Below are 26,512 nucleotides of genomic sequence, written 5' to 3'. Positions count from 1 at the left end.
CGGGGTGTCACCTTTCGTTGGTTTCGCCGAATCCGTAGACCCGGCGGGCTGTGCGGGAGAACACGTCGGCCTGCTCGTCGGCGGTGCGGTGGCTGACCGCGACCCGCCACGCGTCGGTCAGCTCCGCCGCGTTCGTCCACAGTGTCTCGACGGGCAGGTTGGTGCCGAACATCGCGCGCGTCGCGCCGAACTCGTCGAGGACCTCGTCCGCGACGAAGCGGAGCAGGTCCGGGTCCACGCGGTGCACGAACGTGCCCTGGCCGGTCAGCTTGACGACCACGTTCGGCAGGGCGGCCAGCTCGCGCATGCCGGCCTGCCACTGCGCGACGGTCGCCGGGTCGGTGTGGTCCGTGAGCATCCCGGCGTGCACCAGCACGAAGGTCACGTCGGGGTGCTCCGCGACCAGCGCGGCGGCGTCGTGCATCTGCGGGGCGAAGACCTGGAGCTCGAACAGCCAGCCCAGGTCGGCCAGGGCGGCGATGTTACGGCGGAAGACGGGATCCTTCATGCGGTCCGGGCCGTCGGCGAACCGGAACTCGGGGCGCTCGTGCCAGTGGAGCTGCAGCCGGGTGCCCACGACGAGCGGGCTGATCCGCTGCTGGGTCCGCATGACCTCGACGGCGTCCTGCGCGAACAGGTCGGCGCAGCCCACCACGGCCATCGGCCAGCCGGTGCGGGCGTGCAGGCCGGCGACCCAGCGCACCTCGTCGACGACCTTGTCCAGCGGCCAGTTCGGCTGCACGTACACCGACGCCCCGATGCCGGCCGACGTGGCGTCGCGGATGTACTCCTCGACGAGGTAGTCGCGCCGGATCGGCTCGTACGGGCCGAAGATGCGCGGGACCATCGGCCCGGACAGCCACGGCATGTCGGCCTGCCGCCAGACGTGGTGGTGGCAGTCGACGATGTCACCGGAGTACATGGTCTCTCCTAGAGGTGAACTTCGCGCGCAGCGCGGCGAGGGCGGTGTCGAGGTCGCGGACCCCGGTGAGGGCGTCGAGGTGGCCGAGCACCGCCGACATGCCGCGGGTCACCGGGCGGTACGACGGGTCGCAGGCCAGCGGCGACCACCAGCACAGCCGGTGCGCCAGCAGCGAGAGCCGGCGGGTGGCGGCCACCATCGCCGTGCAGTCGCCGCGTTCCAGCCCGTCGGAGAGCACGACCACGAGGGCACCGCGGGCCATCGCCGCGTGGTGGGCGTTGCCGAGGAACTCCGCCAGGCTCGGCCCGATCAGCGTGCCGCCGTCGGCGTCCAGCACGACCTCGGCCAGCGACGCCAGCGCCGCGTCCACATCGGACGCGCGCAGCGCCGGGGTGACGCGGGTGAGCCGCGTGCCGAATGTGAAGACCTCGGCCCGCTGGCAGGTCGCCACGACGGCGTGGGCGAAGCGCAGGTAGTCGGGGCTGTGCTGCTTCATCGACCCGGAGACGTCGACGAGCAGCAGCACCCGCCGCTCGCGGGCCGGCCGGTGCCGCCAGCGCAGCCGGGTGATCTCGCCGTAGGTGTGCCGGGAGGCGAGGTAGATCGCGCGCAGGTCGAGTTCCTCGCGCCGGCCACCGGGTCGGCGCCGTCGGGACCGGGTCGGTGGCACGGCCCGGGGCAGCTCGCGGCGGATCTCCGCCAGCGTCCCGTGCGCGTGCGGCGCGGTCGGTGCGAACCGCTTGACACCGTCGGGGCTGAGCCCGCTCGCCGCGAGCCCGTCAGCGCCGGCCTGGTCGAGGAGCGCCTCGTCGGTGTCGCGGGAGCCGGGCATCGCGGTGGGCTCGTCCTCGTCGCCGTTCGGGGCAGGCACGTCCTCCGTGACCACCAGCCCGTCCTCGGGCACCCCGAAGAACCGCCGGAACACCTCGTCGTAGACGCGCTGGTCGGGCTCCGACGCCGGCAGCGTCGCGGCGCCGATCCAGTAGAGCTGACCGGTCGTCGCCGGCGCCAGCGTGTCGATGCCGGCGAAGAACGCCCCCTGTTTGTCGGCCGGGACGCGCAGGCCGGCCGTGTGCAACCCCCGCAGGAACCCGAACAGGTGCTCTCGCGTACGCGCGACGAGCGGCGGCTCAACGGTCGTCGGCACCGAAGACCTCGCTCGCGTGCGCCGCGACGAGCGCACCGTCCTCTTCGGACTTGAGCACGAGCCCGAGCGACGCCCGCAGCGCCTGCGACCATTCGGTGCCCTCGTCGGCGAGGGCCAGCGACCCCTGCGCCCAGGCGATGGACTCGGCGATGCCGGGCCGCTTCGTCGGTCCCAGCGACCGGATGACGTTGACCGACGCGACCAGCCGGGCCGCGGCGCGGGCGCTGAGCCCGGGCGCCTGGGCCTCGACGATCGCCCGCTCACGCTCGGCGTCCGGGAACGGGATCCAGTGGTAGAGACAGCGCCGCTTGAGCGCGTCGTGCAGCTCGCGCGTGCGGTTGGAGGTGAGCACCACGAGCGGCGGCACCGTGGCGCCGATCGTGCCGACCTCCGGGATCGTGATCTGGAAGCCGTCGAGGAACTCCAGCAGGAACGCCTCGAACTCGCTGTCGGCCCGGTCGATCTCGTCGATCAGCAGCACGGAGCCGGTCGCGCTGCGCAAGGCGCGCAGCAGGGGCCGTTCGAGCAGGAACTCGTCCGCGTACAGGTTGCCGACCGTGTGGCCTTCGGCCTCGGCCGTCCGCAGGCGCAGCAGCTGCTTGAGGTAGTCCCACTCGTAGAGCACCTGCGACGCGTCGATGCCCTCGTAGCACTGCACCCGGATCAGCTCGCGTTCCAGCGCGGCGGCCAGGACGTGCGCGACCTGGGTCTTGCCCACGCCCGGCTCGCCCTCGAGCAGCAGCGGCCGCCGCAGCGCGATCGACAGCCGGATCGCGGTCAGCAGGCCCTGGTCGGCGAAGTACCGGTGCTCCTCGAGCTGCCGCCGCAGGGTCGCGTGCTCAGGCAGCATCGCGCAGTGCGTCCAGTCCACGCAGGACGGACTCCGGCGTGAAGGGCATCGTCGCCAGCCGTACGCCGCAGGCGTCGAAGATCGCGTTCGCGATCGCCGGGATCGGGGCGTTCGCGGTCATCTCGCCGATGCCCTTGGCGCCGAACGGCCCGTTGGACGCCGGCCGCTCCAGGATCACGCTGGTCTGCTCGGGACTCTCGCCCGGCCCCGGCATGAGGTATTCCGAGAAGTCCACCGGTCCGTGCTCCCGCGACGCCGGGTAGTAGGGCTCGGTCGACTCGAAGATGGCGTGCGAGACGCCCATCCACGCGCCGCCCTCGACCTGCTGCGCGACCATCGCGGGGTTCAGCGCCCGGCCGATCTCGTAGGTGTTGTAGAGCCGCAGGACGGTGACCACGCCGGTCTCGTCGTCGACCTCCACCTCGGCCACCGTGCAGGCGTGGGCCTGGCAGGAGTCCGGGTCCATCTCGCCGGTCTCCGGCACGGGGTATGACCGTTCCTTGAGGAAGATGCCCCGCCCCGAGATGGTCTTCCCCTGCTTGAAGTGCGCCGCCAGGGCGATGTCCGAGATGTGGATCCGCTTCGCGGCCGCACCCTTCACCGCGACGTAGCCCGTGCCGTCGGTCTCCAGGTCACCGGCGTCGACCTCGAGCTCGTCCGCCGCCACCTGGAGCATCACCTCGCGCGCCTCGCGGGCGGCCATGATGACGGCGTTGCCGACGCGGTGCGTGCCGCGGCTCGCGAACGTGCCCATGCAGTGCGGCCCGGTGTCGGTGTCGGCGGTGTCGACGATGACGTTCTCCATCGGGATGCCCAGCGTCTCCGCGGCGCACTGGGCGACCACGGTCTTGAGGCCCTGCCCGAGGTCCACGGAGGACAGGCTGACCACGAAGCCGCCCATCGTCGTCGCGTGGACCAGCGCCTGCGACGGGTCGCCGCCGAGGTTCATGCCCGTGGGGTAGTTGACGGAAGCGAAGCCTCGGCCGTGCAGCAGCGTCATGCGATGGCTCCTCTCGGGGTCGAGGACGACATGGCCTGGTATTCCGCCGGCAGGTCGTGCCCGACGAGCGCGGCGGCCCGCTGGATGACCTCGATCAGCGCGGTGCCGGAGGCCTCCTTGCGGTGGGCCTTCATGTCACCGTCGCGGTAGGCGTTGACGAGCCGGAACTGCAGCGGGTCCATCCCCAGCGCCCGCGCCACCCGGTCCATCTGCGACTCGATGGCGAAGTCGGCGATGGTGACGCCGAAACCGCGCATGGCGCTCGACGGCGTCCGGTTGGTGTAGACGCAGTGACAGTCGGCATAGACGTTGGGGATCGTGTACGGGCCGGGCAGGTGCGCCGCCGCCTTGGTCGCGCCGTAGGGCGAGTGCCGCGCGTACGCGCCGGCGTCCACATAGAGCATGATCTTGCGCGCCACGATCCGGCCGTCGTTCATCACGCCGTCCTTGATGTAGATGCGCTCCGCCGCCCGGGGCGACGAGACCTGCATCTCCTCCTCGCGCGTGTAGACGAACTTCACGGGACGGTTGGTCAGCGTGGCCGCGATGCAGGCGAGCGGCTCGACCATCACGTCGACCTTGCCGCCGAACCCGCCGCCGACGGTGCCGCCCTTGACCTGCAGGTCCGTCGGCGCCCGGTTGATGATCAGGGCGGTGTTGTCGAGCGTGAAGAACGCCGCCTGCGTGTTGCTGTGGATGAGCAGCCGCCCGTCGGGCTTCGGCTCGACGATGCAGCCGGTGGTCTCGGTCGGCGCGTGCTCGATCGGCGCGGAACTGTAGCGCCACTCGAAGACGTGGTCCGCCTGCGCGAACCCCGCCTCGACGTCGCCGAACCGGATCCGGCGCGCGTGGTGGCCCTCGTACACGAAGTAGTTGGTGCCCGCCTTCTTGATGACCGGGGCGTCCGGCGACATCGCCTCCTCGACGTCGAGCACGGCCGGGAGCACGGTGTAGCTGACCTTCACCTTGCTGGCGCCCTCGAGCGCCGCCGCCTCCGAGTCGGCGACCACGGCGACGATCGGCTCGCCCCTGTAGATGACCCGGTCCTCGGCCAGCACCACCTCGTCGTCGGGCCCGATGCCGATCAGCCGCAGCACGCCGTACCAGTTGGCCGGAACGTCCTCGTGGGTCAGGACCCGCAGCACGCCGGGCACGCGGAGCGCCTCGGAGGTGTCGACGCTGTCGATCAGCGCGTGGTGGTGCGGCGACCGGTGGATCTTGAGGTGGGCCAGGTCCGGGAACGTCCGGTCCTCGAAGAACTGCGTGCGACCGGTGACGTGGCCGAGCGCGTCGGACCGCGGCACCGTCTTGCCGATCACAGTGAAGTCGCCGGGGCCGCGCTCGTCCTTGAAGAACGAGGAATCGATCGGGTTGACGCGTGGCATCAGAGCGTGGCCTCCTGGTCTGCGCCTTCCGCGCGCTCGCGGCGTCGCTGCGCGGCGTCGAGGATCGCGCTGACGATCGGCGCGTAGCCGGTGCACCGGCAGACGTTGCCGCTGATCGCCTCATTGACCTCGTCGGCCGTGGGGTCGGGGTTGCGGGCCAGCAGCGCCTCGGCCGACATGATCATGCCGGGCGTGCAGAATCCGCACTGGGTCGCGAAGCCGTCGATGAACGCCTGCTGGACGTCACTCAGGCGCCGGCCGTCGGCGAGGCCTTCGACGGTGGCCACGTCGCCGCCGTCCACAGTGGCCGCCGGCACGAGGCAGGAGACCACCGGGGCGCCGTCGAGCAGCACGGTGCACGAGCCGCAGGCGCCCTGCGCGCAGCCGCGCTTGGCACCCATCAGGCCGAGCTGCTCCCGCAGCGCCAGCAGCAGGGTCGTCTCAGGTCTGGCCATGAACGCCTTGTCGACGCCGTTGACCTTGAGATTGACGATCTTCACCGACATCGGGGCTCCTGTCAGCGGCCGAGCAACGCGCGGCGGAGGTGGACGGGAAAGACGCGGGCGCGGTACCAGGCGGAGGCGTAGGCGTCGTCGGCCGGCGCGAGCTCGCTGCGGCCGGCCTCGGCCGCCACACCGATCGCCTGCTCGGTCAGCGGGCCGCCGACGAGCGCCGCCTCGACGGCGTGCGCCCGGACCACCCGCGGGCCGACGCCCCCGAGGGCGACCCGCGCGGCCGTCACGACGCCGTCGGACTCGGTGACGACCGCGGCGACGGTGACGATGGAGGCGGAGTTCCAGCGGCGGCGGGCCGCCTTCACGTACCTAAAGGTGCCGGCGGCCGGCAGTGCGAAGGCGACCCGCGTGACGATGAACGGCGGCAGGTCGTCGCCCGCCGGCAGCTCGCGGGAGCCGTCGGCGCCGACGAGCGTGACCCGCGCGTCGAGGGCGACGAGCGCGACGGCCAGGTCGCCGTGCGGCTGGCGGGCGAACAGGTTTCCGCCGACGGTCGCGAGGTTGCGGACCGGCACCGACGCGATCGAGCGTACGACCGGGTTCAGGATCTCGAGGCGTTCGTCCTGCTCGACCTGCGCCAACGTGGTCGCCGCACCGATCGTCACCGCCTCCCCCGCGACGTCGATCCGGGCCAGGCCCGCGCGGCGCAGGCTGACCAGCTCGGTCGGCGGCGACGCGTAGTCGTTGAGCCACGGCATCAGGCTCGTGCCACCGCCCAGAGCCCGGGCACCCGAGCTGACCAGGCGCACCGCGGCGTCGACGTCGTCGGGGACATGTACCTCGGTCAGCATGTGGGCCCCCTTTATCGATATCGATAATGAACGTATACGGTCGTTCACATGTTGGTCAACAAGACGAAGCCGACCCTCAGCGAGAGCATCCGGGACGGCCTGGTCGAACTGATCGTGTCGGGCGAGATCAAGGCCGGTGAGCGGCTGATCGAGACCCGGATCGCGGCGGACTTCGGCACGAGCCAGGCACCGGTACGCGAGGCGTTGCGCGAGCTCGAGGGCCTCGGCCTGGTCGAGAGCCGGCCGCGCCGCGGGCGACACGTGCTGCCGTTCGTCGAACAGACCATCCGCGAGGCGTACGTCGTGCGGGCGGCGCTGGAAGAGGCGGCGACCCGCCTGGCGATGCTCAACCGGCGTCTCCCCCTCGACGCGATGCGCACCGACGTCGCGGAGATGCGCCGGTGCGCGGCCGCCGACGACGCCCGGGCCATGGGCCTGGCCAGCGCGCGGTTCCACCGCCGGGTGGTGCTGGCCGCCGAGAACTTCCTGCTCGAACGGGCCTGGGAGGGCCTGCAGATCGAGGCCCGGACGGCGATCACGCTGGCGCTGACGAAGCCGGCGCTGGACCACGTGGCGGACGAGCACGAGGATCTGTTGGGTGTCCTGGCGGCCGGCGACGTCGAGGCGGCCTGCCTGCACGCCCGCGCGCACCAGTGGGCGTACGCGGACCTGCCGCACGACATGCACGGCGCCGCGAGGACCGTTCGCTTTCCTGGGTAGCGTGGGTGCGGTGAGCTTCAGCAACGATGTGCGCTCCGCGTTCCGGCGCGGCGAGACCGACGCCGTGGTGCGGATGAGCGAGGCCGAGATCGCCCGCGCCCGCGCGGCCGGTGACCCCGCCGGCGAGGTGGAGGCCGTCTACAGCCTCGCCCGGGTCGCGATCCGCCGCGGCGACCTCGCCGGCAGCGCCGACCTGGCCCGGCAGGCGCTCGCGGTCGCCGTCGCCTCCGGTGACCGGCGGCTGGAGGAACGGCCCCGGCACGTGCTGGCCGGCGTGACCCGGATGTCCGGCGACCTGCTCGGCGCCGAGGTCCTCTACCGGGAGAGCATGGCGCTCAACGAGGAGCTCGGCCAGCCGGCGGCGGTCAACTCGGAGCTGCACAACCTGGCGTTCTGTGAGCTGGGTCTCGGCCGGCTCGACTCGGCGCGAGCGATGTTCACGACCAGCCGCGAAGCGGTCTTCGCCAACGGCTGGGACGACTTCGTGCCGTACGTCTGCGTGGCGGGCGCCGCGCTGGCCTCGGCGGAGGGCGACCAGGCCCGCGCCGCCCTGCTGCTCGCAGTGACCGACGCGGCGTTCGCGGCGCTCGGCCAGGTGCCGGATCCCGACGACTCCGCCGAGCTCGCGGCTGTGCGCGCCGCCGCCGTCTCCGCGCTCGGCGAGGCCGACTTCGCGTCCGCGTACGCCAAGGGTCAGGCGCTGTCGCCGCGGGACGCGTTCTAGGGCTTTGCCACTCGTTCAGGGGATCGCGTACGGCCGTTTTCTCCAGAACCCTTGACCCGGTGACCGACCCTGACTCCGGCGCTCCCGTGCACGGGACGCCGTACCCGCCGACGGTGCCCTTCCAGGCGCCGCCGCCCTACCCGACCGGCGGCGGCGCGCTGCAGCCGTACGAGCCCGCCGCTCCCCCGCTCCCCTACGGCCAGCCGGCGCCCGCCCCGTACGGCGGCGCCCACCCGCTCGTCTCCCCGGGCGAGCGGCTCGGCGCGGCGCTGCTCGACGTGCTGCTCGCGTTCGTCACGCTCTACGTCGGCTGGCTGGTCTGGTCGATGATCACCTGGTCCGACGGGCAGACGCCCGGCAAGAAGCTGCTCAACCACGTGACCGCCGACGCGCACACGGGCCAGCCGCTCGACTGGGGTCAGATGGCCCTGCGCGAGTTCTGCGTGAAGGGCCTGCTCGGCTTCCTGTTGGGCGCCGTCACCTGCGGCGTCTACGGCCTGGTCGACGCGTGCATGGTCTTCGGCGAGCGGCAGCGGACCCTGCACGACAAGATGGTGAACTCGGTCGTGCGGCACGCCTGACCGCGTCGTTACGGCAGGTCGGCCGGGCGGAGCCGGAAGACCTGCAGGCGCAGGTCGTAGTATTTCTCGGTTTCGCCGACCCACTCCATGCCGATGCGGCGCGCGGTCGCCTGGGCGCGGGTGTTGTTGGGCCGGGCGACCGCGAAGATCTCGTCGTAGCCCTGGTCGAAGGCCCAGCGCGCGACGGCCCGGCCGGCCTCCGACGCGTACCCGTGGCCCCAGTAGTCGGGGTGGAGCTGCCAGCCCATCTCGAGGTCCTCGCCGCGCGGCGGGAGCGGCAGCAGCACGGCCCCGCCGACCAGCCGGCCGTCCTCGGCCAGCTCGACCGCCCACCGGCCCGCCGGCTCCGGCAGCCGGGCGTCCTCGGCGACCCACTGCTGCAGCACCAGGCGCATCGCGTCCACGTCCGGGACGTCGTCCATCGCCGGACTGAGCCAGCGGGCGACGTTCGAGGCGCTGTAGATCGGCAGCGCCGCCTCCGCGTCGTCGACCCGCCACGGGCGCAGGGTCAACCGTTCGGTCTTCAGCTCATCGGCCACCCTTCCCACTCTATGTCGCGATCACGGCGCCGTGGCGGTGTGCTCGCGCACAGCCCACGGATATTCATGCATTTACATCTCTGCAATCTGGCCTACACCATGTGTTCGAGCCTCCGTACCGGCCGGCTCGAAGACTGTGGATCACCTCGGCCGCCGCCGAGGGCCCCCACAGCGCGGCACCCCCCGCCTTCTACGAGGACCTCAAGCGGGTCTGCGCGACCTACGGCTCGGGCTGGAAGCCGATCTGCGACGGTCTCGCCTGGACCTACTACCAGGCGGTGAAGACCTTCGGCAAGGTCGCCGTGAGCCAGGCCGACCTGGACAAGGCCTGCGCCCAGGTGGCGGAACTGCGGCGCCAGGAGGCCCTTGCCCGCGCCTGACCGTGCCCCCGACCCGGGCGGGCGTGCTGTCGTCAGCACCAATGCGGTTAGAACCAGTGCGATCGTTTACGCGTACCAACCTCCGACTGCGGCCCGTAAATCGACTCCAGAGCCTGCCGGACGGCGGTGACCAGCACTTGAAATCGGATGGAACACGCCGGCCCCGTCGCGGCGCCGGTTGCTAGAGGCCGAGGTGCACCGGGCGGTCCGGAGCCTCCGCTGTGAGCAGCGATGTCAGGGGTGTGGTGAGGTCGCGGGGCGAGAACAGCTCGGGTCCCGTATGGTCGGCGATCTCCGAGAGCCGCCACCAGCGGAACGCGCCCAGCTTCTCCTCTGTGGCGAGTTGGTCGTCGGTCAGGTCGCCGCGGGGCTCGAAGTGGTTCACGCGGACGAGGAAGTAATCGTTGATGATGCCGCCGGACGCCCGCGGATGCTCGGCAGCCGAGATTTCCTGGTGCCAGACGTGCGGTGGATCGGCGGTGATCACCAGACCGGTCTCCTCCCGCAGTTCACGGCGCAGAGCCGTCAGCGGGTCCTCGCCGGGTTCGATGCCGCCGCCTGGCGCGGCCCAGACGGCCTTCGCCTGCTCGGGCACCGCCGGGTGGGGAAAGTCGAACCGACAGAGCAGGATGCGGTCGTCCTCATCAAGGATGACCGCGCGGACGGCGCGGCGGGTCACGGCGCGTCGGACGCGGTGGCGAGGCTGATGATGACCGGCACCGCCGCAGACTACCAACCACCGGACGTTCGGAGTTCGTGATACGCAGCTCGACGTACGTCAATGAGGTCGGTGAATGTCATCCTCGGATGTGAGGTCAATCCGGACCGCGCGGACGAAGGGCGACGTAGTGCGATTCTCACTCTGGACGGCGGCTGCCGTCGCGACCGTCGTGCTGGTTTCAGGTGGTGTCATCTCGTCCGGCGCCTTCGCTGCCGGTGGTGCGGCGGGCGGGCGGCCCGTGCCGGTGGTCTATGACAGTGACATGGACTTCGACGACGCCTCGACGCTTGCGTATCTGTGTGAGGAGCACAAGCTTCGGCGGGTCGAGTTGCGGGCCGTTACCGTTGCCAACAACGGGTTCGGGCATCCTGAGCGGACCTTGCGGCATGCGCGCAGTGTGTTGGAGCAGTGTGGGCTGCCAGGGGTGCCGGTGGCCGAGGGCGGCACCGGAGCGGGGGTCAATCCCGCCCCCGCCGAGTTGGTCGCGACGATCGAGTCCGTGCTCAGCGGTGCGCTCGGGGACGGTGCGCGGCCGCCGTATCAGGCGCCCGGCACCGCGGCCGGGCTCATCGCTCGCGCCGTCCGGCAGGCCGGGCCGCCCGTCACCGTCATCGCCACCGGGCCCATGACGAACCTCGCCGGTGCGCTGCGGCAGCGCGGCGTGGCCGAGCGGATCGGGCGCATCCAGATCATGGGTGGCGCGATCGACGTGCCCGGCAACCTGTACGGGTCCGCCCTGCCCGGGTTCGACAACTCCCAGGAGTTCAACATGTGGATGGACCCGCCGGCCGCGCGGGCGGTGTTGCGGGACGCGCGGCCCGGGACCGTCCACCTCGTGCCGCTCGACGCCACCGCGTCCGTGCCGATCACGCAGGACTACGTCGCGCGGCTCGCGGCCGACCAGCACGCGCCCGGCGCGCGGATCACGTACCGCATCGCCAGTCATCCCGAGATGGCCGCCCTCATCGATCTCGGCATCATGTACTGGTGGGACGCCGCGGCCGCCGTGTCCGCGGTGCACGACGGCATCGTCACCACGCCGCGGCGGGTCCGGCTCGACGTGGTGCTGGCCGGCGAGCAGTCCGGCCGGACGGTACGCGCGCCGCGCGGGTGGCCGGTCCGGGCCGCGTTCGGCGCCGACCGGGCCGCCTTCGAGCAACGGTTCCTCGACTCCCTCAACGGCCGCCGCTGACGGCCCCGTATGCTCCGGCCCGGACGGCGAGCACGAACGGGGGAATCAATGTCTGGGTTGCGTACGGGATCGGTGCTCGTGAGCCTGCTGGTGGTGGCGGCCGGACTCGCCGGATGTGTCGCGGAGCCACCGCCGCCGGCACCGGCTCCTCCGGTGAGTCCCGCGCCGTCGCCGTCGACGAGCGGGCCTGAGGCGCTCATGGCGACCATCGGCCAAGCGATCGAGGACGCCGCCTTCGGTGAGGACGTCCGGCTCGGTGAGATCGACGACGGCCGGACGTCGTACGCCCCCTGTGATCTGCTCGTCGTCGAGCCGGACAAGGCGAACTGGCTGAAGCTCGAGTCGGACTGGTCGTCCGGCCTCGAGGTCAACCCCGTGTCCTCCTTCGGGAGCCTGCACGGTCCGAAGACGGTCATGGACGTCAAGGTGTTCCACCTGAAGGACGCGGCCGCGGCCGAGGCGGCAGCCACGAAGGCCCGGACGGCGCCGTGCTCGCGGGCCGACGCTCCCCTCTCCATCGGCTTCGCGACCGCCAAGCGGGGCTCGCGCACGGTTGAGGTCGGTGCGACGCCGGCGCGGCTGACGACGATGACCCTCAAGGACGTCAAACCGGAGGCCGACTACCTGCCGGGCGACGCCCGCGTCACCTTCGCCCGCGGACCGTTGCTGATCAGCGTCGAGGCGGTGGCGTTCCGGTCCCGCAAGGCGAACGCACCGACCGACATCACGGCCGCGGCCGAGGCGAAGGCGATGACCACGGCGATCGCCCTCACGAAGGCCCTGCCGCCCGCCTAGGTTGTATCAAACCGCCACCCTCGCGCCTCAACGTTCCGGAGGTCTTTCCAGAACTCGTGCTCGTCGCCCGGCAGGGCCGGGGTGATGGGCAGGTTCGCGAGCGTACGCGCGGTCGCCACCGAGTCGCCGATGGCCAGCAGCGTGCCGCCGTCCTCGACGAACGTCCGGAGCTCGGTCCAGCCCCGCTGCCGGACGCGCTGGCGGCGGCGCTGGCCACCCGGCCCGGGATGCTGCTGCTGCAGACGCGGATGGCCAGCCCGTACGGGCACGCCCTGTCCCGCCGGCGGGCCGCGGTGCTGGCGCGCCTGCTCGCCGACCAGGACCTGGTGATCCTCGAGCACGACGCGGCCCACGAGCTGGCGCCCACCCCGGGCGTGTCGCTCGGCGAGTTCCTGCCCGGGCAGACCCTGCTGGTACGGAGCTGGAGCAAGTCACACGGGCCGCACCTGCGGGTGGGCGCGCTGGCGGGGATCCAGCGGGTGGTGGCGCGGGTACGGGCACGGCAGCGGGCGACCGGTGGGTGGCCGTCGGTGCTGACCCAGCGCGCGCTGGCCCAGATGCTGACCGACCCGCAGACCCGGGAGCTCGTGCGGCTGGCCCGGGCCACCTACCGGCAGCGCCGGCAGCAGCTCGTGCGGGCGCTGCGGGAGCAGGGCCTGCACCCGACAGGGGTGGCCGGTCTGTCGACCTGGGTGCCGGTCCGCGACGCCGCGATGGCGATCAAGCTGTTGGCCGCGGAGGGCATCGGGATCGCCTCGGGAGCCGCGTTCACGGTGGACGGTGACGGCGGCTCACACGTCCGGATCGCGACGACCGTCGGGCACGACGAGCATGTCCGGATCGCGCGGGCGCTCGGCGCCGCACATCACCAGTAGGCGAGGAGCGCGGTGATCGCGGCCGAGCCGGCGACGGTGCCGGTCGCGACCGTCGACAGTGGGCGGTCGAGCCAGCCCGCGCTCGCGAGGCCGGCGCCCCAGGGGATCGAGTAGGTCAGGGCGTACTGGCCAAGGCTCGTGATGTCGAGGTCGTGCTGGGCGGCGGCGATGATCGGTGGGAGCGCGCCGGCGATCGCCGCGGCGGCGAGCACGAGGCGCGGTCGGGCCGGGCGCCACCGCTCCGGCTCCCGCCAGGCGATGCCGACGCCCACGCAGGCCGCGACGGTCGCGAGGACGGCGAGCCCGGCGGCGACGGTGACCACCGTGGCGAGGTTGTGGGTGGCCATGCCGCCTGCGCCCCAGGCGTTGAACCAGTCGCGGACGGCGACGAGCCCGTAGCCGGCGAGCTGGGCGGCGAGGATCGCGGCGGCGACGCCGGCGCGGCGGGCGTGTGACGGCCGGACGATCGTCCACACGCCGGCGGCGGCGAGGCTCAGCGCCAGCGGCCAGAAGGCGGAGGGATAGAGCCAGTCGAAGCGGACGATCGACATGTCTGGCCGGTCATTGCGGCCGGGCACCGCCGCCGCACCGGCCGCGCCGACGGCGCACAGGACGATCAGCGCGCCGGCGGCTGTCGTCGTCCGGGTCGTGCGGGGCCGTTCCAGAATCGACTGTGCGTGCATGCTGATGTCAACGTGGCCGGCGGTGCGTCGGTTGCGCGCCGTTCCGCCCCGGCTTCCCGCGGGCCGCCCGTACCGTGGGGACGTGAGCCCGGACGACGATGTGCGGTCCAACCTCTCCGGGATGCGGGCGCGGCGGAAGCTGCGGGACGTGTCCGACCGCAAGCGGCGTGAGCTGGTCGAACGCGCCCTCGACCTCGGTCTGCCCGCCGCCCGGTCGATCAACGACCGGGACATCTCGTTGTTCTCGCGGTCGCTGGACCCGATGTTCGCCGGCATCAACACGTTCCTGAAGTCGCCCTACGTCGAGAACGTGCGCGACATCGGCCGCTACGACGTGGCGTTCGTCGGCGCGCCGTTCGACATGGGCACCACCTACCGGGCCGGGGCGCGGTTCGGGCCGCAGGCGGTGCGGCGGATCTCGGCGCTCTACGACTCGTACAGCCCGGATCTGGGCATGGACCTGCTCGAGGAGATCACCATCGGCGACGCGGGCGACATCTTCGTCATCCCCGCGAACATCGAGAAGACCATCGACCAGATCGAGCTCGGGGTCGGCCACATCCTGGACGCGGGCGCGTTCCCGGTCATCGTGGGCGGCGACCACAGCATCGGCCTGCCCGACGCCACCGCGCTGGCGAAACACGTCGACGGTCGGCTGGGCATCATCCACTTCGACCGGCACATCGACACCGCGGTGACCACAATGGACGAGCGGATGCACACGACGCACTGGTCGCACGCGACGAAGCTGCCCAACGTCCCACCGTCCAACCTGGTGCAGATCGGCATCGGCGGCTGGATCGGCAACCACGCTGGCGTACACGTGGCCGACGAGCTGGACACGACGGTCATCAGCATGTTCGACGTCGACGAGCTCGGCATCGACCGCGCGATGGAGATCGCCCTCGAGATCGCGTGGCGGGACGCCGACGCGGTCTACCTGTCGTTCGACATCGACGTGATCGACCCCGGGTACGCGCCGGGCACCGGCACGCCCGAGCCGGGCGGCATGACACCACGGGAGGCGCTGCGGGCGGTCCGGACGGTGGCGCGCGAGGGCCTGATCGGGATGGACGTGGTCGAGATCGCGCCGCCGTACGACGTCGCGGACACGACCTCGCAACTAGGCGCCCGGGTCATCATGGACACACTGGCCACGCTGGTGGAACACGGCCACCTGGGCCGCCCGCCGGGCTAGTCGTTCGGCGCGCGGTCAGGCCGGCCCGAGCGCGGCGCGCAGCGCGAGCGCGAGGGCGTCCTGTCGTTCGTCGCTGACGCGACGGTCCTCGGGCAGGCCGAGAAAGCCGAAAACGCCGGGCCCGCGGCGCTCCGGCGGCAGGTCGGGCATGCGGGGCACCACGTGGAAGTGCACGTGGGCGAAGCCCTCCTTCTCGGCGAGCTGCACGACGTAGGTCTTCGCGCACCCGGTCACCGCCCGCAAGGCCCGGGACAGCCCGACGAGCCACGGCCCGAGGCCCGCGGCTTCGGCGTCGGTGAGCTCGGCGACCGACGTCACGTGCCGGCGCGGGACGAGCACCAGCCAGCCGGGCAGGGAGGTGTCGAAGGCGTGGGCGACCCGCCAGTGCCCGTCGACCCCGACCACTTCCCGCGGCGGCAGCGTGCCGATGCGCGCGGTCCGCACACACGAGAAACAGTCCATGACCGTGACTGTGCCACGGGACGCTATCGTCGGCGCCATGGCGCCCGCACCCCCGATACCGGCCTAGGCCCGCGAGAGCCTCGCCGAAGGCCTGGACAACACCCGCGACTGGTAGGCCTCCTGTCAGGGCGACCCGCAGTTCGCGGCCACGCGGAAGATCCCGTAGCGGGTGCGGACGAGGTCCGCCGAGGCGGCCACGCCGCGCGCCCAGGTCGGGCCGCGGCCCGCCATCGACAGGTCGAACCGGTACTCACCGACGAGACCCGGCAGCGCCGCCGCGGGTCCGGCGGGATAGCCGGCCGTCTGGGCGAGGAACTCGTCCGCCGCCGCCGCGAACTCGGCGATCTCGTCCGGCGTCGCCTGCTCCACCTCGCTCGCGCTCCGCGGCGCGGTCTGCGACCACTGACTGAAATGACGTGCCGCGACGGCACACAGGCTGAGATCCGCCGTCCGCGACGGCAGCGTCGGCACCAACGGGTGCGGCGGCGGGACGACCCCGCACGCGGCGAGCGAGGAGCAGCCCGACGATCGTCAGAAGCGCGGAGTGCCTCATTCACCGGAAGCTAGCTCGCGAACGAACCCGGCGGGAGACCTCCGCGTGCCTGTTCCACGGGATTTCAGCCAGGCGACGCCGAGCACGTCGACCCGGGCGAACGGCAGCACCGCCAGCGCCAGCCCGAGGTAGTGGAACACCGCGCTGACGACGAAGTACACGTGCGGCGGCACCATGGTTCTATTCTCGGAAGACCACCGGCATGAGGCCATGAGCGATCGAAGGTGCGGGCACCCAGTTATGGCGCCTCGGGAAAGCGACAGCCGGATCCGCCTTCCGGCGGGAAAGTACACACTCCCGAAGGTGTCGATCATCCAGGGCTCCGGCTCCGGTCACGAGCCCGCGCACGTGAAGATCGCCGACCTGGCCGCCCGCACACCCCAGGTCAGCGAGTGTCACCGCATTTCCGGTGAGGACTGTTTCCTGCTCAAGCTGCACGTGCCGGCCATCGCTGACCTCGAGGCGGTCCTCGACCAGTTTCTCCGGTACGGCCAGACGCACAGCTCATTCGTCGTGGCCACCCCTGTGCCGCCGCGCGTTCCGACCGCCGGCCCGTAACAGCGGGCGCGGTGCCGGACAGGTATCGGGTGTGAGGACATCCCAGCCGGATCGGGAGGGGCGCTTCCGGGCGCTGTACGCCGGCTCGTACGCCGACGTCTTGCGGTATGCCCAGCGCCGCGTTCATCCCAGCCATGCCGAGGACGCCGTTGCCGAGGCCTTTCTGGTCGCCTGGCGGCGGCTGGAGGAGGCGCCGGGCCGGCCCGACGACGCGCGGGCCTGGTTGTTCGGCATCGTGCGCAACTGCCTGCTCAACGCCCGCCGTGGGCTCGGGCGGCAGGACGCCCTCGCGGTTCGGATCGCCCTGGTAACGACCCTGGACCACACCGTCGAGGACGAGGCGACCGCGCAGCGGCTCGACCTCGTCGCGGCCTGGCGCCGGTTGAGCGCCCGTGAGCAGGAGACGCTCGCCTTGACCGTCTTCGACGACCTCACCTCCCCGCAGGCGGCCCGGGTGCTCGGGATCACCGCCGCGTCGTACCGGTTGCGGCTCCTGCGTGCCCGCCGGGCCCTGCGCCGCCACCTCGACCAGGTCGAGCCCAGCACCCTGGCCGGCCTCGGACTGGACACCAGGATGGAGACCCCGTGACGCTCGACGAGACCCTGCGGTCGCTGGATGCCGCCACTCCCCTGACCGACGCGCAGCGACGGCGGGCGGCGTCCACATTGGACCATATCATCTCGACCCCACCGGAACGGGTACGACGGCCCCGGCGTCGTCTCGTCCTGGCGACGGCGGCCGGCGTCGTCGCGGTGGCCGGGGCCGCGTTCGTGCTGCCGGGCGGCGTCGGTGGCGGCCGGGCGTACGCGTCCTGGACCCCCACCCCGGCACCGCTCACCGACGCCGAGATCGCCCTCATCGCGCCGGAGTGCCAAGACCGTCTGGGCGGGAGCCGCGTGCTGGACCTGGCGCGCGCCAAGCTCGTGCTGGCCGAGCGCCGCGGCGAGTACGCCGTCCTGTTGTACCGCACCGACAACCCCGACGTGTCCGGCGCGTGCCTGGCCCACCACGTCGCCGGCAGCGACGACGTCGACGACGTCGCGTCCGGGGTGACCGGCAGTTCGGGGCCGGCGTTGACCGCGCCGCCGCGCGGCTACACCCAGGGCGGGATCGCCGACTTCGGCGACGCCTCCATCACCGACGGGGCGGTCGGCGCCGACGTGACCGGCGTGACCGTGCACGCCCGGAACCTGAGCGTGCAGGCCTCGGTGGCCAACGGCCGGTACGTCGCCTGGTGGCCCGGGCCGGCGTTCGACCACGACGCGCCGCGGCCCAGCGGCGAGGCCGGCCCGACGCTGTTCATTACCTACGACCTGACCCTGCGGGACGGCACCGTCATCCCCGACGCGCAGCCCGACCGGCCACGCTGAAAGGCGCGCGAGGCCCCGGGATCGGGACCTCGCGCGCGCGAACCGAAACGTCAGGCGGGCTCGGCCACGATCAGCTGGAACTTCGAGAAGGTCAGCTTCACCGTGTTGTGCCGGGCGTCGACGACGCCCAAGGACCCGCCGTTGAACGGGTCGGTCAGGCGGTACCGGCCGCGGCCCAGGCCGCGCAGCTCCACCGTGCCGTCGAACTCGTCGGCGTAGAACGCGTAGTGCAGCTTCGCGCCCTTCTCGACGACGTGCGCCTCGGGCTTGTCGAAGCCGATGTCGTACAGGTCGCCGCGGTACTCCCCCGTGGGCAGCATGTTCTTCTTGTAGAGCGCCACCCACTTCTTCCAGACGACCTCCTTCTCCGGCGTGAGCAGGGTGTCGTTGTCGGGGCCGACCGGGTAGGTGAACTTCGTCGACAGGACCCCGCCCACGCCGTAGGTGGACGCGAAGTCGTCGCCGTTGTCGCTCAGCTCGACGTGGTCACCCGCGTAGCTGGCGCCGGCACCCATCATCGCGTGCATGGTCTTGCCCTTGTGCCGGACCTGGTACGACGACGTCGGGTCGGAGCCCGGGAACTGGTCGATGTAGGGCAGGTTGTGGAAGGCGAACGCGGTCCCGCACGGGCACAGCTCGACGACGGCGTTGCGGTTGGCCTTGTGCGCGGCGTCGTAGACGGCCTTCCAGAACCGCGCGAGGCCCTCGGTCGACTCCTCGGGCCGCTTGTGCCCGTGCGCCGGGTTGTAGCAGGGCGTCACGCCGTTGAGGTGCTGACCGTCGATCTTGAGACCCTCGTAGCCCCACTCCTTGATGTACTTGCGCGCCTGCGCGGCGAAGTAGTCCACCACGGGCTCGTACGCCGGGCACAGCGTCCAGGCGTTCCACCACGTCACCCGCTGCATCTGCCCGTTGCGGTCGAGCAGGAGCATGTCGGGGCGCTCCTTGAACAGGTTGCTCTCGGGGTCGGCCGCGAGCGGCGCCCACCACAGCCGAGGCTTCAGGCCGGCGTCCCGGATCTTCCTGGTGAAGGCCTTCATGTCGGCCTCACCACCGGGGAACTTCGCCAGGTTGATGTCCCAGTCGCCCTCGTTGGTCTGCCAGCCGTCGTCGAGGCCCGCCCAGACGAGGCCGACCTCGCGCACCTTCGGCAGCGTCGCCACGACCTGCTCGACGGTCATGTCGCGCTCGTAGCCCCAGGCGCACCAGACCGGGTCGAAGGCCGACTTCGGCGACTTCGGCGCGCGCTGGCCGATGTCACTCATGTAGTCGCGGTAGATCCGCAACGGTCCGAAGTGGTCACCGGAGTGGGCGATCAGGAACGTGGTGTCGGTGGTCAACCGGCCGCCCGGGGCGAGGGTACGCACGGCGTCGCCCTCGACCGCGATGCTCGCGCCGTTGGTCGACTTGCGCACCGGCAGCGCCAGGATCCGGGCGACGGGCTCGACGTGCCCGACGGAGACACCGGCACCGCGGCGCCAGACCGACGCCATGGGCGTACCGCCGCCGTAGTCCGAGGAGTCCATCCCCAGCGAGTTGCGCTGGTTGAAGGTCGGCGTCACCTGCCGCACCCAGTCACGCCGGTTGCGGTAGGTGGTGCCGGAGAAGGTGTAGAAGCCCTCCGGCTGCTCCAGGATCTCGTGCGCGCCGCTGCGCCAGCCGGTGACGGCGAGGTCGGCCCGCGAGCGGTTGGTGTAGGTCACCTTCATGACGATCATGCCGGTGAGCCGCTGGAAGGACGTGAGCTCAACCGTCTTGCGCACGCCGTCGACGGAGTCGCCCCAGACGGTGACCTCGACGCCCGAGCCGTGCCGGGAATGCCTGGTCCTGCGGGTCTCGTGCCCGCGGTAGGCGAACTCCTCGACCGCGGTCGCGCCGAGCAGCAGCGCCTCGCTGGCGTCGAAGGCGGTGACGGCGACGTCCTTGAACGCCACCCGGGTACGGAGCTTGTCGTCGAACTCCAGGGTGATGGAGGTGTCGCCGACGCCGACGACGTCGGGGCCGTGCTTCGGTTTGGCGGCCGCCGGCGTCGCGCCCACGGCCACCGCGGGCAGGGCGGCCAGGCCGGCTCCACCCAGTGCCAGTTTGAGTACGGTCCGCCGCTTCAGGTCGGTCACGTCGAGCTCCCTTCGGGGCATACGGTCAAGATCAACTAACGCCGAGACGCTCCGCGTACGGCATGGAAGGCGGGGGCTGGTTGTTCGACGAACGTAAGTGGCATGCGATTGGCTTGTCAATGGTCTGGCTCTGGTAGTTTTCTGGTGCGGTCAGGGATTGGTATGGTCTGGTATGACCGTTGCGACGACGCGCACACCGCGTCGCCTGTTCGCCGACGAGGCGCTCCCGCTCTACGAGCGCACCGCCGCGCAGCTCCTCGACGACCTGCGCGCGAACGCCGCCAGCAGCGGCGACCGACTGCCCTCGGAACGCGCGCTGGCCACCCGGTACGCCGTGTCCCGCGTGACGCTGCGCGCCGCCCTGGCCGAGCTCGAGTCGCGCGGCATCGTCCGGCCGGCGTCGTCCCGGGGTTGGTTCGTCGGCGACCTCGAGCCGCACGCGCCGGCGACGGCCACGACGACCGCACCGCAACCGCCGCCCCAGCCACAGGTGCAGGGCTTCGCCGACTACGCCGCGGCACACGGCCTGACGCCGAGCAGCCGGGTCCTCTCGGCCACGGTCCGGCCGGCCACGGTCTCCGAGGCCGAGGAGCTGCGCGTCGCGCCCGGCGCCGACCTCTTCGAGCTGCACCGGTTGCGCTTCCTCGACGAGCTCCTGGTCGCGTTCGAGCACAACCGGCTGCCGCTGGCCGTCTGCCCCGCCCTGGCCGGGACCGACTTCAACACGGCCTCGCTGTACGCCACGCTGCGCGCCGCCGACCCGCCCCAGCTCCCCCGGGTGGCCGACTACTCGGTCGAGGCCCGGCACCCGACGCCGCGCGAGATCGAGCTGTTCGAGATCAGCGAGATCATGCCGATGCTGGTGGCGACGCAGTTGACGTTCAACCAGGCCGGGCGGCCGATCGAGCTGACCGTGCAGGTCTACCGGGGCGACCGCTACCGGTTCCGGGCCTCGATCACGAACCGGCCTTAGTCGGTTATCGACCCGCGGAAGCGGTAGCGGTCACCGCGGTAGACCTGGACCGTCAGCTCGATCGGCTGGCCGCCCTGGTTGAAGCTGAGCTGGGTCGCGACCAGCATCGGCACCGTCCCGTCGACCTCCAGCAGCCGCCGCTCCTCGTCGTCCGGCTGCCGGGCCTCCACTGTGTACTGTGCCAGCCGCGGAAGCTGCGGCGGCTCGGCGCGGCGCAGCGTGGCGTACAGCGACGCCGTGGTGAAGTCGGTCTCGGCCAGCGCCGGGCAGATGGCCAGCGGCAGCCGGTTGTTCTCCACGACCACGACCAGGTCGTTGAGGTAGCGCAACCGCCGCATCTCGAACAGCTCGGCGCCCGGCGCGATGCGCAGCGTCTCGGACTCGCCGACCGAGCAGGGCCGCACCCGCGACTCCAGGACCACGGCGTGGGCGGTCAGCCCGTGCGCCGCGGCGTAGTCGGCGAAGCCCTGCACCACGTGGCCCGACGGCCGGCCGTCGCCCGGCTCCGGCGTGCGCCGCTCGCCCGCGGTCAGGTCGGTGAGGAACCAGCCGCGGGCCGGTGACGGCGCGACGACGCCCTGGTCGGCGAGCTGCGTCAAGGCTGCCCGCAACGTCGACCGGGACACCCGGTAGTGCTCGGACAGCAGGCGCTCCGACGGCAGCCGGTCACCCGGACGGTAGCCGCCCGCGACGAGGTCGTCGACCAGCCGGCTGGCGGTGCGTCCGGAGAGCAGGGCCGACGAGCTGGCGGGCAGGGCCGGGGACGGTTCGGAGGCGACCATGCGGCAGAGCATACCGGATTACATACCAATCAAGCAGTAGCCGGCCAGTTCGAATACCAGTATGGTCCAGTTCACCTTGTGAACGGCTGGGAGGAACCGCCCCGTGGCTAACCCGCTCGACATCGTCATCGCCCGGCACAAACGCGGGGAGCCGGTCGGCGTCACCTCGATCTGCTCCGCCCATCCGTTGGTCCTGCGGGCCGCGATGGCGCAGGCCGGGGCCGACGGCGACCTGGTGTTGATCGAGGCGACCTCCAACCAGGTCGACCAGACCGGCGGCTATACCGGAATGCGGCCGGCCGACTTCCGGGACCTCGTGCACCGGGCCGCCGACGAGGCCGGCCTCCCCCGCGAACGGGTCGTGCTCGGCGGCGACCACCTCGGCCCCAACCGGTGGCGCGCGTTGCCGGCCGACGAGGCGATGGCCCACGTCGACGTGCTCGTGCGCGCCTACGTCGAGGCCGGCTTCACGAAGATCCACCTCGACTGCAGCTATCCCTGCGCGGACGACGCGACCCCGTTGGCCGACGAGGTGATGGCCGCCCGCGCGGCCCGCATGCTCGAGGTCGCGGAGTGCACCGCCTCCGCCGTGGGCCGCGCCGGCGATCTCCGGTACGTCATCGGCACCGAGGTCCCCGTGCCGGGCGGCGCCGAGGAGACGATCGACGACCTGCGCCCCACCACGGCCGAGTCGGCCCGGACGACGCTGGCCCGGCACCGGGAGGCCTTCGCGGCGCGCGGCCTCGCCCACGTCTGGCCGCGGGTGCTGGCCCTGGTCGTGCAGCCGGGCGTCGAGTTCGACCACCTCCGCGTCGTCGACTACGACCGCGACCGCACCCGGGACCTGCGCCGGGTGCTGGACGACGAGCCGGCGATGGTCTTCGAGGCGCACTCCACCGACTACCAGACGGTGCCGCGGCTCGCCGCCCTGGTCGAGGACCACTGGGCGGTGCTCAAGGTCGGGCCCGGCCTCACGTTCGCCTTGCGGGAGGCCCTGTTCGCACTGGCCGCGATCGAGGCGGAGGTCGTGCCGGCGCCCGACCGCTCGCGCCTGCCGGAGGTGGTCGAGGACCGGATGCGGGCCGAGCCGGAGCAGTGGGCGAAGTACTACACCGGCGACGCCGACGAGCAGCGGCTCGCCCGGCGCTACAGCTACAGCGACCGGATGCGTTACTACTGGCCGGATCCGGAGATCCAGGCGGCCGAGCGGCGGTTGCTGGCCAACCTGGGCGAGCGGCCCGTCCCGCTGCCACTGCTCAGCCAGCACCTGCCCGACCAGTACCGGCGGGTCCGGGACGGCAGCCTCGCCGACGACCCCGTGTCGCTCGTCCTCGACCGCGTCCGCGACGTCCTGCGCGACTACCGCGACGCCTCCACCCCTTCGCAGCGGCAGCAGGCGGCATGAGCACCTTCCTCGGTCACGACGTCGACGACCTGCGCCGGCTCGGCGCCCTCGACACCAGCCGCGAGATCGCGCAGCAACCGGCCGTCTGGCGGCAGATCGCCCGGCAGCGCCAGGAGTCGGCCGCCGACACCGACGCGTTCCTCAAGCCGTTGCTGGAGCGGCCGGACCTGCGGATCGTGCTCACCGGCGCGGGCACCTCCGCGTACGTCGGTGAGGTGCTGGCGCCCGCGCTGCGCCGGCGGCTCGGCCGGCGCGTCGACACCCTCGCCACGACCGACATCGTCGCCGACCCGCTGGCCTGCTTCGCCCAGGACGTCCCGACGCTGCTGGTGTCGTTCGCCCGCTCCGGTGACAGCCCGGAGAGCCTGACCGCGGTCGAGCTGGCCAACCAGGCGCTGACCGACTGCTGGCACCTCGTGGTGACCTGCAACGCGCAGGGCCGGCTCGCCACCCAGCACGCTGATCCGTCCACTGTGCACGTCGTGCTGCTGCCCGAGGCGGCCAACGACCGGGGCTTCGCGATGACGTCCAGCTTCACCGGCATGGTGCTGGCCGCGCTGCTGGCCCTCGGCGACACGGACGACGGACTGGTGGACCGGCTCGCCGCGGCCGCGGAGCACGTCCTGGCGACCGGGCCGGCCGCGGCGGCGGACCTCGCCGCCCGCGGCTACTCCCGGATCGTCTATCTGGGCAGCGGCACCATGCACGGCGTCGCCAAGGAATCGGCGCTGAAGGTCCTGGAGCTGACGGCGGGCCGGGCGGTCGGCCTGGCCGAGTCGGCGCTGGGCTTCCGGCACGGGCCGAAGTCGGTGCTGAACGACGAGACCCTGGTCGTCATCTACGAGTCCAACGATCCCTACACCAGCCGGTACGACCGGGACATGGTGGCCGAACTGCTGCGGGTCGTCCCGCGGCGCAACGTCGTCACGGTCAGCGCCCAGCCACGGGACGGCGCCTGGACCGTGCCGGGCGTGGCCGACGTGGCCGACACCGCGCTGGCGCTGCCCGCCGTCGTCTGCGCGCAACTCATCGGCCTGCACTTCTCCCTGGCGCTCGGGCGCACACCCGACAACCCCTTCCCCGGCGGCGAGGTCAACCGCGTCGTCCAGGGCGCGATCATGCATCCCCTGCACCCCTGACGAAGGCTGGACAATGTTCCTCGGCGTCGACGGCGGTGGCACCAAGACCGCCTTCTGTCTACTGAGGCCGGACGGCTCGATCGCGGCCGAGGCCTCGGCCGCGAGCAGCTACTACTTCAGCGAGGGCATCGACCTCGTGGGTCGCGTCCTCGCGGAGGGCGTGGGCGCCGTCTGCGCGACGGCCGGCATCACCCCGGCGGACGTCGACTTCGCGTTCTTCGGCCTGCCGGCCTACGGCGAGTCGAGCGGGGACGTCGCCGCGCTCGACGCAGCCCCGCGGCAGGTCCTCGGCCACGACCGCTACCGCGTCGACAACGACATGGTCTGCGGCTGGTCGGGTTCGCTCGGCGCCGTGGACGGCATCAACGTCATCAGCGGCACCGGATCGATGACGTACGGCGAGCGGGCCGGTCGCGGCCACCGCGTCGGCGGCTGGAGCGAGGTCTTCGGCGACGAGGGCTCCGGCTACTGGATCGCGGCCCGCGGCCTGCAGGCGTTCTCGCGCATGAGCGACGGCCGGGCGCCCGCGGGCCCGCTCCTGGACGTGCTCCGCGAGCACCTGGGGCTGACCGGCGACCTCGACCTCATCGACGTCGTGCTCAACCGGTGGCAGGGCGACCGGGGCCGGATCGCCGCGCTCTGCCCGCAGGTCGTCACCGCCGCCGACCGCGGCGACGCGGCGGCCGCGGCGATCCTCGCCGAGGCGGGCCGGGAGCTGGCCCTGCTGGTGGACACCACGCGCACCCGACTCGGCTTCGCGGCCGACGAGCGGGTGCCGGTCTCCTACTCCGGCGGCACGTTCAACGCACCTCGGGTGCACGACGCGTTCCGCGCGCACCTCCACGAACTGCACGACCGGTACGACCTTCGTCAGCCCCTGTACTCACCGGTCGTCGGCGCGGCGCTCTATGCCGCGAGACAGGCCCGCAGCCCGCTCGGCGCGGGGGCGCTCGAGCGCCTGCGGACCACCCCCACCGCCACCGCTGCCTGAGGAGGCGCAGATGCCAACGACAATTTCCCGCATCAGAAGCAGCTGGATCCCGTACGCGGGACTGCTCGTGCTGTTCTGGGGCGTGTGGGGAGCCTTCTCCGCCGTCCCGACCAGTGACTACGGATATCCCGACGGCATGGTGTACGTCGTCTGGTCGATCACCATGATCATCCCGGCCGTCGCCGCGCTGCGCGGCAACCGCATCGACCGCCGCCCGGTCGCCACGACCTACGGCCTGCTGGTCGGCCTCACCGGCGCCGGCGGCCAGTTGCTGCTGTTCAAGGCGCTCACCATCGGTCCGGCGTACCTCATCTTCCCGTTGATCGCGCTCTCCCCGGCGATCACCGTGCTGATGGCCATGGTGCTGCTGCGGGAGCGCATCCCGCGGCTCGCGATCATCGGCGCGATCGCCGCGCTGGTCGCGGTCGTGCTGTTCAGCGTCAGCGACGGCGACGGCTCCGCCACGGGCGGGCTGTGGCTGCTGCTGGCCATCGTGGTCTGCGTGGCCTGGGGCGTGCAGGCGTACTTCATGCGCAAGGCGGCCACCGTCGGCGTCAACGACGCCACGACCTTCACCTGGATGACGATCAGCGGCCTGCTGCTGGTGCCGATCGCCATCTGGATGGCCGGCGGCCTGGCGCTGGACGCGCCGTGGCAGGCACCGACCCTGGCGGCCGTCACCCAGGTGCTCAACGCCGTCGGCGCCCTGTTCCTGGTGATGGCGTTCAGCCGCGGCAAGGCCTCGATCGTGGCTCCCACGACCAACGCCCTCGCGCCGGTGCTGACCGTGATCCTCTCGCTGATCGTCTACCAGAAGGTGCCGTCGGTCTACGCGACGATCGGCATCGTGCTGGCCATCATCGGTTCGACCCTGATGGTGTACGCGGACGAGAAGCGCGGCGAGGCGGCGGCCGGCGGGGTCACCCTCGACCGCAAGGACGTCGTCGTACCGTAACCGCCCTTCGCGGCCGCCGGTCCGGGATCGCCCGGACCGGCGGCCGTCGTCGTGCGTTCCCCGGACGTCGGACCTGTTCGCCCGCGGCCGTCGAGAAAATCCCGGCGACGGTGTCGGATCAACCCCGATACGTTCGTTGCACGGGTGAGCGGTCGCCCACGGCGCGGCCGGAACGGGAGATGACGATC

The 26,512-nt window shown here is 72.0% G+C and carries 30 protein-coding genes and 1 pseudogene; 16 read left to right on the top strand and 15 right to left on the bottom strand.

Annotation, left to right across the window (positions count from 1 at the left end):
• Positions 1 to 7: 7 nt before the first annotated feature.
• Genes Asi02nite_RS27160 through Asi02nite_RS27130 form a run of 7 tightly spaced genes read right to left on the bottom strand, consistent with a single transcriptional unit; the run spans position 8 to position 6,610 of the window.
• Positions 8 to 922: an amidohydrolase family protein gene (locus Asi02nite_RS27160; RefSeq protein ID WP_203716756.1), complete on the bottom strand. Its 915-nt coding sequence runs from the start codon at positions 920 to 922 to the stop codon at positions 8 to 10.
• Positions 909 to 2,069 (bottom strand): vWA domain-containing protein, encoded by a 1,161-nt coding sequence (locus Asi02nite_RS27155; RefSeq protein ID WP_203716755.1) that lies wholly within the window; start codon positions 2,067 to 2,069, stop codon positions 909 to 911. Before Asi02nite_RS27155 ends, Asi02nite_RS27160 begins: the two co-directional genes overlap by 14 nt.
• Positions 2,053 to 2,919 carry an AAA family ATPase gene (locus tag Asi02nite_RS27150; protein WP_203716754.1) on the bottom strand — a complete coding sequence of 289 codons (867 nt, stop codon included), beginning with the start codon at positions 2,917 to 2,919 and terminating at the stop codon, positions 2,053 to 2,055. Before Asi02nite_RS27150 ends, Asi02nite_RS27155 begins: the two co-directional genes overlap by 17 nt.
• Complete coding sequence (locus Asi02nite_RS42410; RefSeq protein WP_203716753.1) at positions 2,909 to 3,919, bottom strand: xanthine dehydrogenase family protein molybdopterin-binding subunit; 1,011 nt, start codon at positions 3,917 to 3,919, stop codon at positions 2,909 to 2,911. The genes Asi02nite_RS27150 and Asi02nite_RS42410 overlap by 11 nt, the downstream gene beginning before the upstream one ends.
• Positions 3,916 to 5,304 (bottom strand): xanthine dehydrogenase family protein molybdopterin-binding subunit, encoded by a 1,389-nt coding sequence (locus Asi02nite_RS42405; RefSeq protein ID WP_203716752.1) that lies wholly within the window; start codon positions 5,302 to 5,304, stop codon positions 3,916 to 3,918. The genes Asi02nite_RS42410 and Asi02nite_RS42405 overlap by 4 nt, the downstream gene beginning before the upstream one ends.
• Positions 5,304 to 5,810 carry a (2Fe-2S)-binding protein gene (locus Asi02nite_RS27135; protein WP_203716751.1) on the bottom strand — a complete coding sequence of 169 codons (507 nt, stop codon included), beginning with the start codon at positions 5,808 to 5,810 and terminating at the stop codon, positions 5,304 to 5,306. The genes Asi02nite_RS42405 and Asi02nite_RS27135 overlap by 1 nt, the downstream gene beginning before the upstream one ends.
• A gap of 11 nt (positions 5,811 to 5,821) precedes the next feature.
• Positions 5,822 to 6,610 carry an FAD binding domain-containing protein gene (locus tag Asi02nite_RS27130; RefSeq protein ID WP_203716750.1) on the bottom strand — a complete coding sequence of 263 codons (789 nt, stop codon included), beginning with the start codon at positions 6,608 to 6,610 and terminating at the stop codon, positions 5,822 to 5,824.
• A gap of 48 nt (positions 6,611 to 6,658) precedes the next feature.
• Here Asi02nite_RS27130 and Asi02nite_RS27125 point away from each other — a divergent pair, with 48 nt between their 5' ends.
• Genes Asi02nite_RS27125 through Asi02nite_RS27115 form a run of 3 tightly spaced genes read left to right on the top strand, consistent with a single transcriptional unit; the run spans position 6,659 to position 8,635 of the window.
• On the top strand, positions 6,659 to 7,330 hold the full coding sequence (locus tag Asi02nite_RS27125; protein WP_203716749.1) for a GntR family transcriptional regulator: 672 nt from the start codon (positions 6,659 to 6,661) through the stop codon (positions 7,328 to 7,330).
• Positions 7,331 to 7,340: 10 nt separating this feature from the next.
• A complete protein-coding gene (locus tag Asi02nite_RS27120; protein WP_203716748.1) occupies positions 7,341 to 8,054 on the top strand; it encodes a tetratricopeptide repeat protein in 714 nt (237 codons plus the stop codon).
• 59 nt (positions 8,055 to 8,113) lie between these two features.
• On the top strand, positions 8,114 to 8,635 hold the full coding sequence (locus Asi02nite_RS27115; RefSeq protein ID WP_203716747.1) for an RDD family protein: 522 nt from the start codon (positions 8,114 to 8,116) through the stop codon (positions 8,633 to 8,635).
• An 8-nt stretch (positions 8,636 to 8,643) separates the two neighbouring features.
• On the opposite strand, the gene Asi02nite_RS27110 is transcribed toward Asi02nite_RS27115, so the two are convergent.
• On the bottom strand, positions 8,644 to 9,174 hold the full coding sequence (locus Asi02nite_RS27110; protein ID WP_203716746.1) for a GNAT family N-acetyltransferase: 531 nt from the start codon (positions 9,172 to 9,174) through the stop codon (positions 8,644 to 8,646).
• Positions 9,175 to 9,275: 101 nt separating this feature from the next.
• Between Asi02nite_RS27110 and Asi02nite_RS27105 the strand changes: the two genes are divergently transcribed.
• A complete protein-coding gene (locus Asi02nite_RS27105; RefSeq protein ID WP_203716745.1) occupies positions 9,276 to 9,554 on the top strand; it encodes a phospholipase A2 family protein in 279 nt (92 codons plus the stop codon).
• 181 nt (positions 9,555 to 9,735) lie between these two features.
• On the opposite strand, the gene Asi02nite_RS27100 is transcribed toward Asi02nite_RS27105, so the two are convergent.
• Positions 9,736 to 10,233: an NUDIX hydrolase gene (locus tag Asi02nite_RS27100; protein WP_203716744.1), complete on the bottom strand. Its 498-nt coding sequence runs from the start codon at positions 10,231 to 10,233 to the stop codon at positions 9,736 to 9,738.
• Between the two features lie 169 nt (positions 10,234 to 10,402).
• Here Asi02nite_RS27100 and Asi02nite_RS27095 point away from each other — a divergent pair, with 169 nt between their 5' ends.
• The 3 genes from Asi02nite_RS27095 to Asi02nite_RS27085 are packed head-to-tail and all read left to right on the top strand — an operon-like array spanning position 10,403 to position 13,137.
• Positions 10,403 to 11,467, top strand: a complete 1,065-nt coding sequence (locus Asi02nite_RS27095) for a nucleoside hydrolase (RefSeq protein ID WP_203716743.1) — start codon at positions 10,403 to 10,405, stop codon at positions 11,465 to 11,467.
• A gap of 48 nt (positions 11,468 to 11,515) precedes the next feature.
• Positions 11,516 to 12,262, top strand: a complete 747-nt coding sequence (locus Asi02nite_RS27090; RefSeq protein ID WP_239127134.1) for a hypothetical protein — start codon at positions 11,516 to 11,518, stop codon at positions 12,260 to 12,262.
• A gap of 56 nt (positions 12,263 to 12,318) precedes the next feature.
• The gene (locus Asi02nite_RS27085; protein WP_203716742.1) at positions 12,319 to 13,137 is read left to right on the top strand and encodes an aminotransferase class I/II-fold pyridoxal phosphate-dependent enzyme; all 819 of its coding nucleotides are present in this window, start codon (positions 12,319 to 12,321) and stop codon (positions 13,135 to 13,137) included.
• Here Asi02nite_RS27085 and Asi02nite_RS27080 read toward each other — a convergent pair.
• Positions 13,128 to 13,820, bottom strand: a complete 693-nt coding sequence (locus tag Asi02nite_RS27080; protein ID WP_203716741.1) for a hypothetical protein — start codon at positions 13,818 to 13,820, stop codon at positions 13,128 to 13,130. The two genes, Asi02nite_RS27085 and Asi02nite_RS27080, sit on opposite strands and share 10 nt — an antisense overlap.
• Positions 13,821 to 13,902: 82 nt before the next feature.
• Here Asi02nite_RS27080 and speB point away from each other — a divergent pair, with 82 nt between their 5' ends.
• Complete coding sequence (gene speB / locus Asi02nite_RS27075; RefSeq protein WP_203716740.1) at positions 13,903 to 15,018, top strand: agmatinase; 1,116 nt, start codon at positions 13,903 to 13,905, stop codon at positions 15,016 to 15,018.
• Positions 15,019 to 15,033: 15 nt separating this feature from the next.
• On the opposite strand, the gene Asi02nite_RS27070 is transcribed toward speB, so the two are convergent.
• The 3 genes from Asi02nite_RS27070 to Asi02nite_RS27060 all read right to left on the bottom strand — a co-directional run bounded on the left by Asi02nite_RS27070 (position 15,034) and on the right by Asi02nite_RS27060 (position 16,209).
• Positions 15,034 to 15,480 (bottom strand): HIT family protein, encoded by a 447-nt coding sequence (locus tag Asi02nite_RS27070; RefSeq protein ID WP_203716739.1) that lies wholly within the window; start codon positions 15,478 to 15,480, stop codon positions 15,034 to 15,036.
• 123 nt (positions 15,481 to 15,603) lie between these two features.
• Complete coding sequence (locus Asi02nite_RS27065; protein ID WP_203716738.1) at positions 15,604 to 15,849, bottom strand: hypothetical protein; 246 nt, start codon at positions 15,847 to 15,849, stop codon at positions 15,604 to 15,606.
• 180 nt (positions 15,850 to 16,029) lie between these two features.
• Positions 16,030 to 16,209, bottom strand: a complete 180-nt coding sequence (locus Asi02nite_RS27060; RefSeq protein WP_203716782.1) for a hypothetical protein — start codon at positions 16,207 to 16,209, stop codon at positions 16,030 to 16,032.
• Positions 16,210 to 16,357: 148 nt separating this feature from the next.
• Here Asi02nite_RS27060 and Asi02nite_RS41815 point away from each other — a divergent pair.
• The 3 genes and pseudogenes from Asi02nite_RS41815 to Asi02nite_RS27045 form a co-directional block, all read left to right on the top strand.
• Positions 16,358 to 16,591: pseudogene (locus tag Asi02nite_RS41815) on the top strand (Lrp/AsnC ligand binding domain-containing protein); the annotation flags it as partial.
• A 31-nt stretch (positions 16,592 to 16,622) separates the two neighbouring features.
• Complete coding sequence (locus tag Asi02nite_RS27050) at positions 16,623 to 17,180, top strand: RNA polymerase sigma factor (RefSeq protein ID WP_203716736.1); 558 nt, start codon at positions 16,623 to 16,625, stop codon at positions 17,178 to 17,180.
• Positions 17,177 to 17,962 carry a hypothetical protein gene (locus Asi02nite_RS27045; protein ID WP_203716735.1) on the top strand — a complete coding sequence of 262 codons (786 nt, stop codon included), beginning with the start codon at positions 17,177 to 17,179 and terminating at the stop codon, positions 17,960 to 17,962. The genes Asi02nite_RS27050 and Asi02nite_RS27045 overlap by 4 nt, the downstream gene beginning before the upstream one ends.
• 50 nt (positions 17,963 to 18,012) lie before the next feature.
• Here Asi02nite_RS27045 and Asi02nite_RS27040 read toward each other — a convergent pair whose 3' ends face one another.
• The gene (locus Asi02nite_RS27040; protein ID WP_203716734.1) at positions 18,013 to 20,079 is read right to left on the bottom strand and encodes a glycoside hydrolase family 36 protein; all 2,067 of its coding nucleotides are present in this window, start codon (positions 20,077 to 20,079) and stop codon (positions 18,013 to 18,015) included.
• Between the two features lie 172 nt (positions 20,080 to 20,251).
• Here Asi02nite_RS27040 and Asi02nite_RS27035 point away from each other — a divergent pair, with 172 nt between their 5' ends.
• Positions 20,252 to 21,052, top strand: coding sequence for a GntR family transcriptional regulator (locus Asi02nite_RS27035; protein WP_203716733.1), 801 nt, complete (start codon positions 20,252 to 20,254; stop codon positions 21,050 to 21,052).
• Here Asi02nite_RS27035 and Asi02nite_RS27030 read toward each other — a convergent pair.
• A complete protein-coding gene (locus tag Asi02nite_RS27030) occupies positions 21,049 to 21,834 on the bottom strand; it encodes a GntR family transcriptional regulator (protein WP_203716732.1) in 786 nt (261 codons plus the stop codon). The two genes, Asi02nite_RS27035 and Asi02nite_RS27030, sit on opposite strands and share 4 nt — an antisense overlap.
• Before the next feature lie 103 nt (positions 21,835 to 21,937).
• On the opposite strand from Asi02nite_RS27030, the gene Asi02nite_RS27025 reads away from it, so the two are divergent.
• The 4 genes from Asi02nite_RS27025 to Asi02nite_RS27010 are packed head-to-tail and all read left to right on the top strand — an operon-like array spanning position 21,938 to position 26,324.
• On the top strand, positions 21,938 to 23,239 hold the full coding sequence (locus Asi02nite_RS27025; RefSeq protein ID WP_203716731.1) for a D-tagatose-bisphosphate aldolase, class II, non-catalytic subunit: 1,302 nt from the start codon (positions 21,938 to 21,940) through the stop codon (positions 23,237 to 23,239).
• Positions 23,236 to 24,378, top strand: coding sequence for an SIS domain-containing protein (locus Asi02nite_RS27020; RefSeq protein WP_203716730.1), 1,143 nt, complete (start codon positions 23,236 to 23,238; stop codon positions 24,376 to 24,378). Before Asi02nite_RS27025 ends, Asi02nite_RS27020 begins: the two co-directional genes overlap by 4 nt.
• A gap of 13 nt (positions 24,379 to 24,391) precedes the next feature.
• Entirely contained in the window at positions 24,392 to 25,369 is a 978-nt protein-coding gene (locus tag Asi02nite_RS27015) for an N-acetylglucosamine kinase (RefSeq protein WP_203716729.1), read from the top strand.
• 10 nt (positions 25,370 to 25,379) lie between these two features.
• The gene (locus Asi02nite_RS27010; protein WP_203716728.1) at positions 25,380 to 26,324 is read left to right on the top strand and encodes a DMT family transporter; all 945 of its coding nucleotides are present in this window, start codon (positions 25,380 to 25,382) and stop codon (positions 26,322 to 26,324) included.
• The last annotated feature ends 188 nt before the right edge of the window (positions 26,325 to 26,512 follow it).

Origin of the sequence: Asanoa siamensis, from assembly GCF_016862555.1 — a bacterium.
GTDB lineage: Bacteria > Actinomycetota > Actinomycetes > Mycobacteriales > Micromonosporaceae > Asanoa > Asanoa siamensis.
This window is presented reverse-complemented; position numbering and strand designations above follow the sequence as displayed.